Origin of the sequence: Acidiphilium sp. (assembly GCF_049977125.1) — a bacterium.
GTDB lineage: Bacteria > Pseudomonadota > Alphaproteobacteria > Acetobacterales > Acetobacteraceae > Acidiphilium.
On record NZ_JBMFGY010000113.1, the window covers coordinates 1 to 9818 of the forward strand.

Genomic DNA, 9818 nt, shown 5'->3' on the forward strand with positions numbered 1-9818 from the left:
CGCACCGGAAAAACAGGTTACGTTCATACTGATGCAGCAAAAGAAAAAATCAGACTTTCTAAACTAGGCAAAAAGAGAACCACAGCCGCGTACTATACCAAAGTCCACAAAACTGAATTGGTGTAAAACACACCCCGGATCGTCACCCTTGCCACCGGGTCCATGCCGTCGAACGCGCCGGGGTCAAAGTCAATGATAGACGAATTCTGTAGCGTAATCGCACTGAACGCCGATGTGTCCGCGTGCGATGTCACCGGCCCGATGATCGCCTGCGATTGCAATTGGGACACATAGGCGTTCGCCAGACCTTGCGTGCGCAGCAGCGAAACCACCAGCCGTCCCATGACGAACGGGGCGGGCGAGTTGACCACGCCGGTCGCGGTTTCTTCCTGATGCACGAACGGACCCTCGAACGAAAGAACCGCCTGCGATTTGCCCATATACGACGCGGTCACATTCAGCGCCGGGTAATTCGGCACGACGATATGGGTGCGAACCCGGTTGAGTGTGCCCTGAACGATTTGGGGATTGGTGCCTGACATATCCGTTTCCCCTTATGCGAAGGTTGTAGCGTCGAGATTGAACGTGATTTGCTCGAACCCAAGTTGCGGGGTCGCGGTACACGCGAAACCATCGTAAATCCCCGCCGCATAGTTCGATGGATTAGCTTGGGTGTAAGTATAGAATGGCGTTGCGGTGAAAGTCGCAGACAACAACAGACCAAATGCGACACCCGATGCGCCGACATTTTCCAGAACGGCGAGCAGGGTGTTGATGCCGGGTTGATTGTAATAAAGGGGCGGATTGGAATTGGAGCCGTTGATGATCGCGTTGGCGAGGCTGAGCTTGGCTTGAATCTGAATCCAGTCCACCGCGTACCAGAACATCATCTGGTTGCCGTCCATCGTGGTCCCGTTGCGGATCGTCGATGTGCTGATGCCGCCCTCGGCACCGGACAGGATGATGTTGACGTTGGCCGTTAGGAGAGAATTGATAGTGTTCTGGTTGTTTGCGAGAGGCCAAGGGTACGCGTCGGTGACGAATCGGAATCCGATCGGAGCGGCCGGAGCGGCGATGGACGGCGCGGTTGATAGAAACGCATAAAACACTTCGGCAGATTGAAACACGCTCGACGGTGCTGTGGGACTCGGTGCCGTAGCGATAATGGATTTTGTTGTTCCGTAAGCGCTGTATGTGGTCTCGCTGGTCGTGACGAAGAAGTACGTCTTGCCGGTTGCGCCGCTGTAATTCGCGGCCATCGTATTCAGCGCCGCGCCGTCCGTGTCCCATGAGGCGGGTGTGAGGTAGGAATAGAACACGCCGGGGTTGGCAGTGATCCACGTTTCCAGCGCCGTGATGCCGTTCGTCACCGCCGTCTGCACACCGAGTTCGAGCACGTAGAGCCCGACCGCGTTGCCTTGGGCGAAGAACGTCGTTGCCATGTTCTGCAATTCAGCGTAGTTGCCCGCCGTGCTCAGAACCGCTTCAACCGCAGCCAGCGTGCCGTAATAGGCATATGAGTTGGTCGTAAGGGTCGTGCCCCCCACCGATACCAGCGCTCCGCTCTGTTGAAATTGCGACGGCGCGGGGGCCGCGGTGATCGTCGCGTTGACCTTGACGATCGCGGACGTGATTGTAGTTGCCATCGGCGTACCTCAAAAAAAAGGCACCCGAAGGTGCCTCTGTGAACTCTGGATTTTCCGCGCGTCAGTCGTAGGAAACGGCGACGGTCATGCCTGTGCCTGGGACGATCAGGATGCCGGTCTGGCAGGGCGTCTCGATGCGATATGCGCCAACCGTTTCGGGGATCACCGCGACCTGATTGGCCGCCACATCGCCAGTCGTCGCGGCGGCGTCATAAACCGCGCCGGTCGTGGTTCCGGCTACGATGACCTGCGCGATGATCGGGACGCCCGCAGCGGGCTTGATAACCGTCGCGGATGTGATGTTGCGCGCGGTGAGCGTGCCCCACGCAGTCGGGCGTATGCCTGCCATCAGAAGTGCGCCATCACGATCGATCCCGCGGTCGTGCCGGCGGTCTCAACGAACAGGCCCGTCACGAAGCGGGTCGGGGGGATGCAGATCGGCCCGACCGCGTCGGCGGATAGCACGTAGAGCAGCGTGCCGGCCGTGCTGGTGCCGTCATAGACCGAGGCCGTCCATGCGGAGCCCGCGACCAGCACGGACGCGCCCATGAGCACGCCGCCGCCCGTCTTGACCTGGGTGCCGGTGCTGGTGGTAATCGGCGTGCCGGGGCGGGTGCCGAGCGGCAGATTGAGCGGATACTGGGGCATGTGCGTAGATCCTTATCAGGCGGTGAAGGGCGCGACGGTGGGGGTAACGGCCGCCGATAGAATCAGGCGGCGCGCGATCGCATCCGCCGTCGTCTGGTAGTAGGAGGCGACAATCTCGATCGTCTTTTTCTGTGCAATCGCGGAGATTTCGACCTGGAACCGCTTGTCGTCGCGGATGGCCGGGCAGTTCATAAACCCGAACGCGTCGGTATTCAGGGAGTATTCGATGAGCGATGCGAGATACTGAATCGCAAGCTGGTTGTTGAATCCGTAGAGCGTGAGCCGCACCCGGTCGCGAGCAAGTTGGTAGGACGGCAGATCGTGCAATGGGGATGCGCCGGAGCCGGTCGTGACCAGCGTGCCGGAAGAGGTTGTCACGTCGGACCCGGTTGATGTCGTGACATCCGTGCCGAGATCGATCGTGCCAGGCCAACCATAATGCGGAAAGTTCTGCAAAACGTCAGTGCCGTCGGGTTCAATATGCGCCACGATGTAAGGTGGCGGCAGATTGTCCGGCACGAGGAACGACGGAAACACGGGAGCGAAAGAGTTCTGGGTCAGCCAGATCGGCAGGCTGTTGGAGACGATAGGCTGCAACGCCAACAGATTGGCGGGAGAATCCACGATCTGCGATTGCAGGGCCGGATAGACCGCGAACCCGGCGTAGTGAAACAGGTCGGCGGCTTGGTAGAACGGACCTTGCCGCGAGAACGCAACTAGGAATGGGCCGGTGCTCCCGTCCGGGCTCGCCTGGAAGTCGATCGAGGCGATCCACATCGAGCCGGGGTTGACGGTGTTGAGGAACTGAACCTCGGCTTCAGCGCTGAAAATCACCGAGTTCATCGCAAGCGTTTCGGCTTCTTCCTGCTCTTTCTGGACGCCGTAATGCAGCGAGCCTTTGACCTGATTTTGAGCGCCGGACGCGACCCAAAACACGTAGCCGTCAAGCGGGAGCACGTACCGCGAGTATTGCCGGAACGTGATGACCTGATTGCGGGATAGGTTATCGAGGCCTTGGAATAGGGCTGTGGTTAATTCGTTCGGTGCCGCGCCCGCTTCACTCGCGAAGGTCATTTGATCTGCGCGCGGAACGCTTGCCTATAAAGTCCGGTATCGACAAACGCGGGCCGCGCGTTCGTCTTTTTCCCCTTGAATCGCAAGGAATTCCCCTCTTCCGCCGCCGCGATGGCGATCCCCGTCACCTTTTGCCACTCGTCCCGGTTCAGGAAGTTGACGAAATCGGTGCGGATTTTCTGCATCGTGCCAGGCAAAACCGTCCGCGCGATGGGGCCACCGGCGGCGAGGGTCTGGATTTGCTTCGCCATCCCATCAACCATCTGTCCGGCGATCTTCTCTTTGTTCAGCTCGTAGAAGACGCGCATGATGTGGTATTTGTCTTCGAGGATTTCAGCGACTTCCCATGTCGTGGTCGCGCCCTTGGCGTCCTTGCTGGAATAGGCCGCGTTCTCGACGCCAAGCTGCAAAAGCATCAGGACACTCCAACAACATAAGGCCCGTACATCTGCGCATAAGCGAGGTAATCCCGCCCCCACGGCGTGGCGAGCAGCTGTTGCGCCGACATCGGCAGCGCCCGATACCATTCCGGCACGACCAGCGTTTGCGACGTTCCCTCATCGCCCGAAGCCATCACCACGCCGGGCTTGAACGTCATCACCCCGAACGTCGCGCGCTGCGATTGGTAGAAGGTCTGGCCCGGCACGTCTTGGGCAAGCCGGACGAACCGATCCGCGCCAAAATCGTACACGGCCTTGGTATAGATCACCGCCGGCATCTGCGGGCACGTCAGGGCTTCGGCCATCGACCAGTCGAACGCCCATTGGAAGTATTCGCTATCGGCCGGCGTACCGGAATAAACGATCCCCTGGTTTTGGCAGTAGGTCGTGAAATCCGTGATGTTAGGGCCGGCCGACCACGACATCAGACGGGCAGGCGGTCAGACGCATTGCGCGCCATACCGGCGTCCACTGAGATTCTCATGGCCTTCTTGCCGAGGCGGCCCATGTCGTGCTCCTGCGCCATCTCAATCTCGGCTTCCTTGGCGTTGGTGTTCTCGATCTGGGTTGCCCCGGCCGAAATCGCCGCGCGCGTGGCCTCCTTGACGGATCGGTCCTGCGCGTTGTCCAGCGTAGCCTCATAGCCGGCCAGCACGTCATCGTCCTTGATCCCGCGGTCTGTGCTGTAAATCACGCCGGAATAGTCCGCGAGGGAAACGCTGATTTTCTTGCGGTCCACCGCGCCGTGCGCGACCATATGCTCGATCATGGCGGCGGTTTGTTCCGGCGAGAAATTGTCGATTTCGCGTGTCTTCTTGGGGTGCAGTTTCAGCGTGAAAACGCGCTTCATTTCCGGGAGACGCACGTTGAACTCAAACGCCTGCCGGGTCGTATTGCGGACATAGAGTGTCATGCGGCCCTCACGAATACTGCATGGAAAGGATCGTCAGACCTTGCGGACGCCAGCACCAGCCGGGGGTGGCGCGCGTTTCCAGAACGGAGGCGATGCCGCCATCGGGGGTTGGCGTGTCGATTTTGATCGGGGCGGCCACGTCGGTGTACATCAGGTTGACCGCCTTGGTGGCTGGCCCGAGCTTGCCGAATTCGTTGGTGTTCATGCCGGGGATCGTCGGGATTTCGATCTCGGGGGTTGTCATGATCACCGCGTCGGTGCCGCCGGCGCCTTTGCCGATCAGGGTGTCGTCATAATACCATTCGATGGTATCGCCGATCTCTTCGGCCAGTTTCTGCATGGTGCCGGCGACCGTGTTGGTGCCGCCGCCCGGACGCTGATACGAAGTGACCTGCACGATCGACGCGGCCTGGAATTGCAAGAAAATGCGCTGCGGCGAGAGGATCACGATGCGGTTGGAAATGCCGCCGCCGGATTGGAACATCCGGGTTTTAAGGTTGACGTACTGACCCAGCAGGAACTCAACCATATCGCCGTTGTCGTAGGTCTCGACGGTGGTGTTGCCAAGGTTATCGGCCGGCATGGTGACGTTGGTGGCGCCCGCGACGTTCAACAGACCCTCGCCGTTCGCGGCATTGTAGCCGTAGAGGTAGATCGAGCGGAGCTGCTGAAAGATACCCTGACGCTGGCCGTATTCGTATGCGGTCGGCAGAGACACGGCGTAGCGGCCCGCGGCGGCCATATCGTGCCGGTCATAGACGACGCGGTTGCGGACGAGGTAAGTTTGCGCCTGCTCGTATCCGGCTTCGAGCGTCGGGCTCGGCAACCAGTTGGAAGCAAACTGCGCGGTCAGGGCCTCGGTGCGGATGTCAAGCCGGTTGACGTACACGTAGAGGTCATCAGAACCGAGGCGCACGCGGGGCGCGCTTCCGGCCATCGTGTTCATGAAGCCCGACGCTTGCGCGTAGGTCATGATCAGCTCGGGTTCGGAAAAACTCGGGTGGACTTTGGCTTGTGCGGGAAATAATGCGGCCATTGGGTGTCTCCTTTAGATCGCGATGACCGCGCACGCCTGGCCCGCGAGCCAGTTCACCGCGCCGGTGGTCGAATTGTACGAAACGATTTTCGAGTTCGCGGCGTTGACCGACATGAGTTTTGTCGTTGCCGGAAGCGCGACAGTATTCGCCGTGCTTACGGTGGTCAGCCAGAAGTTGACCGTGTCCCAATACAGCGGAGTATTGCGCGAAACGCCCTCGAAATCGGACAGGCCGCCGCTCAGGATCGGCACGGGGATGCGCGCATTGGTCCCGAACGAGTAGAACGCCACGCTCTGCCCGGCCGTCGCGATGGCGACGTTGTTGCCAGGCGTCTGGATCATGTTGATCGCCTGATCGAACACGGTGAAGCCGTTAAGCTGCGTCGTGCTCGCCGGCTGGATCACTGACCCCTGCCGGTTATCGGTAATCGCGGCGTCGGACGTATCGATCAGGATACCCATCCCGCCCCAGATCGGCATCGTGACAGTCGATCCGACAATGCCCGCTTCGAGCCACGCCCGACTTGCCCAATCCTGCTGGGTAAGACCCTGCATGTAACCTTGGGTTTCGAGCAGAAACGTATTCTGCGGCGCAGTCATCAACGCCGGATTAAAGGAGATGTTTGCCATTGCGTTGATCCTTAATTACGCGCCGTGAGGCCGCGATTGATGCTGATCTTGCCGCCCGCGCCGTATGAGTACGGCGCCCAGGCTGCGGCAGGGTCGCCGACGTATTCGGTCACGTCGTGCCCAAGCTGGCGGGATTTGATCGCGCGAAGCTGGCCGGCCGGCATAACGGCGGAGGTTTTCACCGCGGCGGCGGCATCGGCGAAAATGCGCTCCTCGACGGTGTCGAAGATCGTCCCGGTCAGTGAATCCAGGCGCTCGCCCTTGAAGGTGTCGCTGAATTTCTTGAGCGATTCCGCAAGGCGTTTGCGATACGCGATGGGGCGCTCGCCGGGAATCGGCTCGGGCACGGGGCGGCCGAGCACAGACTGGAACAGGCTGTCGGCGCGGCTGCGGGCGTCGGCGAGGGCGTTGCGATCTTCGACCGAGGGCTCGGTGTAGACGTGCTTCATCTGATGTTCGAGCGCCGCGATTTTGGCCTTCATGTCGCGGTTTTCGGCGGCGATGGAGCTGTCCTTGCGGGCGCGGTCCTCGCGGTCCTTGCCCTCTTTGTCTTCGCTGTCCTTGCGGTCGGCGGCTTCGAGGGCTTCGCTGTCCTTGCGCTCGGCATCCTTGCGCTCGGCATCGGCCTTGCAATCGGCGGCATCTTTGCGCTTGCCGTCGCTGTCCTCGGTCTTGTCCTCGCCTTCGTCCTTTTCGCCGTCCTTGCGCGCGGAGTCCTTTCGGTCCATCGCGTCAAGGCGGTCCATGACGTCTTTGTGCGACTTCATCAGCGCATCGGCCCAGGCGGGGATTTCCTCGCTGTCCTTGCGTGCCGCATCATCGCGGGTTGCGTCCTTGCGCGAATCATCACGCTCGGCCGCTTCGAGTTTTTTATCCTCGGCTTCACTCATCGTTCGGTCCTTTTCAATAATCAACGCCCGATGGCGGGCCGCCTTTGTCCCAAACCCCTGCCGTACAAACGGCAATGTGGTCGAGGATTCGTGGTTCGCCCTCGATCAACAGTCTTGATCCGTCAGGAGCGCGTGTTATTTTCATCTGTGACTGTTCAAACGAGACCGCAGGGCTTGTGCTGATGTGCGTTGTGCCCATCAGTTCAGCAGCGTCTTCGTCGTATATTAAGGCAATGCACCAAACCTCATCCTCGATGAGATAAGGCAGCATCACCGAACCGATCGTTCGGTCTCGGTATTCTTCCGTGTTCAGGATTGACTTGTCGGGATGGTCGAAGATGACCGGCAGACCTTGGCAACGCTCCAAGAAATCGGCGGTCAGGTAGAATTCGGGCGGCCGGTAGACGTACTCATTGAGCGACGGCCGGAAACTGATCCCGGTGCCGGTGATCCGAATGGCGAACAACCATTTGTTGCCGAACCGTTGCGGGCTATCGATTTTGCCGTCACGAATGTCCCGCGCCACATCTAGTTCGGTGACGACTTCGGGCGGCATTGGTCATTCCAATCAGGCGATGGCCGCCAGACCTTTTTTTGTCAGCATGTCGCGGGGGAGATCGCCAAGGTCGTAAACAAACTCGGCGTGACATTGGCAGAATGGCTCTTCGCCCACCGCCGTTATCGTGTCGTAATATCCGTCAGGCCCCGGTTTCACGAGGCCCTTGGCGGTCGCCCAATTGCCCCGCATGAGGTAACAATGGCCGTCGCGCTCTTTGTGGTCCTGCCGGTAGTCGTATCCGGGGACGCGCCAGTTGGAGCGCCAGATTAGAGCAATCGCGCCGTCGCCCTCAGCAACCGTTTGGTTGATGTTCGCCAGCAATTTGTGGCCTTGGTCGATCACCACGCGGCGCTCTTCAAACGTCATCTGCTGGATCGACTTGCCGATCCGCGCCTTGGCTTCCCGCTTATCCATTACGCGGGTTCCGCCGGGCGGGATGCTCGTCGCGAGACCGACGAACCGCTGTACCGTTTGGTCCACCGCCTTCTTGCGGTTGATCTTGATCAGGTCCGCGCTCGCCAGGATGCGCCGCTCAAGCAGGCCGGAGAGTTGATGCCCAACCCGGTCGATCGCCGCGTCCCGCAGACCGGGATGGCTCTTGCGCCATCCTCCGCCCTTGAACCGTTGCGTGATGGTCTCAAGCGCCGTGCGGACGCGCCGGGAAACCTCAAAATCGGTCGGCATGTCGCGCTCAATCGCCTCGCGGAGCATCCCGAGCCAGTAGTCAAGGCGTTCGTCGCTATCGTATCCGTATTTCTGGAACTCGCTCAGCGCCTCCGCGAGAACATCGCGATAGCTAGGCGTCTTTTTCAGCATTTTCCGGCGCCGGCGCGGGCGGCTCATAGGACGCGATCGCGTCCGGGTCGATGATGAGCTGGCTGCTGTAGAATTCCTTTTGGTCGTTCACCAGATCGGCCAGCCACACACACACGGCGGCCTTGGTTTCCGGGTCGGCGGCGGACATGATGATCTCCGCGATTTTCGCCGCGGGTTCGAGTTTAAGCTGGTTGGTCTTGGCCTTTTCGCTGTCGGGTTCGGTCAGCAGGTTAGGCCATGACGGCGTGAATGCGTCCATCCACTCATGCAGCGCCGCATTGTATTTCAGCTTCCCGTACCGCTCCGGGTATTTGCGCTGCATCGACTTGTAGAACGCGGGCGACCATGCCCGGCGCATTACGATATTGTCCATGAACCCGTAGAGCGGCTCCATCTCGATCCGAAGGGCGTCCACGAAATGCGCGATCTGCTTGGCGTCTTCGGAACCCTCGCCAAACCCTTCCGCAAGCTTCTGCTGCGTCAGGAAGGCGGCGGGGCGGCCAGATGCCACCGCGATGTTTTTGAGGATGTTGCCGCGGCTATACTCGCCCGCCTGCTGCACATGCTCGAAATTGAGGCTCGCCAAATCTTCTTCGGTGCCGATCGACACGACGTTCTTGTTTGTTGCGCCCTTGATCGAAGTGCGGAACATCTGCTTGAACGCGCGGCCGGCGTTGTCGATCACCGAGCCGGGCGACTTTGCTTTGTAGACCAGCAGGGCGAGTTTTTCCTGCACCTTCTGATCGGCGATCATCGAGATCGCGAATGATTTCAGATCGTAGAACGCGCGCTGGTAGACGCTGCGGCCGACAAATCCGAATGCCGAATTGGTCCATTCGATAAACACGGGCTGTTCGTGCATCAGCACGATTGTCTTCGTGTTCGACCAAACCTGACCGCTCACGCTCACCTGTTCGGGGTGCATGAAATCAACGGCGAGCGGGTCTTGGTTCAGCACTAGGCTGCCGGCCGTGTTCAGCGGGTCGAAGATGTTGAAATACAGGTCAACATTGTGAATATCGTCGAGGGGTAGAGGCTCGTGCGTGGGCGCCTTCGTTCCGTCGGCGTTCACCACGTTCACGCCAATGGTCGAAACGCCATAAATCTGGCTGACTTGCGTAGCGCGAAAAATGATGTTGTCGGCGCCGATCTTGCCGATCGATTTC

14 protein-coding genes are annotated in these 9818 nt (G+C 60.0%); all 14 read right to left on the reverse strand.

What is annotated here, in order from left to right; translation table 11 throughout:
* Positions 1-92: 92 nt before the first annotated feature.
* Positions 93-542, reverse strand: coding sequence for a hypothetical protein (locus ACP5E6_RS13935; RefSeq protein ID WP_427954923.1), 450 nt, complete (start codon positions 540-542; stop codon positions 93-95).
* Positions 543-554: 12 nt separating this feature from the next.
* Positions 555-1646 carry a hypothetical protein gene (locus ACP5E6_RS13940; protein ID WP_427954925.1) on the reverse strand — a complete coding sequence of 364 codons (1092 nt, stop codon included), beginning with the start codon at positions 1644-1646 and terminating at the stop codon, positions 555-557.
* A gap of 61 nt (positions 1647-1707) precedes the next feature.
* Complete coding sequence (locus ACP5E6_RS13945) at positions 1708-1995, reverse strand: hypothetical protein (RefSeq protein ID WP_427954926.1); 288 nt, start codon at positions 1993-1995, stop codon at positions 1708-1710.
* On the reverse strand, positions 1995-2294 hold the full coding sequence (locus ACP5E6_RS13950; RefSeq protein WP_427954927.1) for a hypothetical protein: 300 nt from the start codon (positions 2292-2294) through the stop codon (positions 1995-1997). Before ACP5E6_RS13950 ends, ACP5E6_RS13945 begins: the two co-directional genes overlap by 1 nt.
* A gap of 15 nt (positions 2295-2309) precedes the next feature.
* Positions 2310-3368: a hypothetical protein gene (locus ACP5E6_RS13955; RefSeq protein WP_427954929.1), complete on the reverse strand. Its 1059-nt coding sequence runs from the start codon at positions 3366-3368 to the stop codon at positions 2310-2312.
* Complete coding sequence (locus ACP5E6_RS13960; RefSeq protein WP_427954931.1) at positions 3365-3784, reverse strand: hypothetical protein; 420 nt, start codon at positions 3782-3784, stop codon at positions 3365-3367. The genes ACP5E6_RS13955 and ACP5E6_RS13960 overlap by 4 nt, the downstream gene beginning before the upstream one ends.
* Entirely contained in the window at positions 3784-4233 is a 450-nt protein-coding gene (locus ACP5E6_RS13965; protein WP_427954932.1) for a hypothetical protein, read from the reverse strand. Before ACP5E6_RS13965 ends, ACP5E6_RS13960 begins: the two co-directional genes overlap by 1 nt.
* Positions 4233-4721 carry a hypothetical protein gene (locus tag ACP5E6_RS13970; protein ID WP_427954933.1) on the reverse strand — a complete coding sequence of 163 codons (489 nt, stop codon included), beginning with the start codon at positions 4719-4721 and terminating at the stop codon, positions 4233-4235. Before ACP5E6_RS13970 ends, ACP5E6_RS13965 begins: the two co-directional genes overlap by 1 nt.
* Before the next feature lie 7 nt (positions 4722-4728).
* Positions 4729-5757, reverse strand: a complete 1029-nt coding sequence (locus tag ACP5E6_RS13975) for a hypothetical protein (RefSeq protein ID WP_427954934.1) — start codon at positions 5755-5757, stop codon at positions 4729-4731.
* Between the two features lie 12 nt (positions 5758-5769).
* Positions 5770-6387 carry a hypothetical protein gene (locus tag ACP5E6_RS13980; RefSeq protein WP_427954935.1) on the reverse strand — a complete coding sequence of 206 codons (618 nt, stop codon included), beginning with the start codon at positions 6385-6387 and terminating at the stop codon, positions 5770-5772.
* Positions 6388-6398: 11 nt separating this feature from the next.
* Positions 6399-7277, reverse strand: coding sequence for a hypothetical protein (locus ACP5E6_RS13985; protein ID WP_427954936.1), 879 nt, complete (start codon positions 7275-7277; stop codon positions 6399-6401).
* Between the two features lie 13 nt (positions 7278-7290).
* Positions 7291-7833 (reverse strand): DUF2213 domain-containing protein, encoded by a 543-nt coding sequence (locus tag ACP5E6_RS13990; RefSeq protein WP_427954937.1) that lies wholly within the window; start codon positions 7831-7833, stop codon positions 7291-7293.
* 12 nt (positions 7834-7845) lie between these two features.
* Positions 7846-8652, reverse strand: coding sequence for a hypothetical protein (locus ACP5E6_RS13995; protein WP_427954938.1), 807 nt, complete (start codon positions 8650-8652; stop codon positions 7846-7848).
* On the reverse strand, positions 8633-9818 hold a 1186-nt coding region (locus ACP5E6_RS14000; RefSeq protein ID WP_427954939.1), incomplete at its 5' end, for a hypothetical protein. The genes ACP5E6_RS13995 and ACP5E6_RS14000, both read right to left, overlap by 20 nt.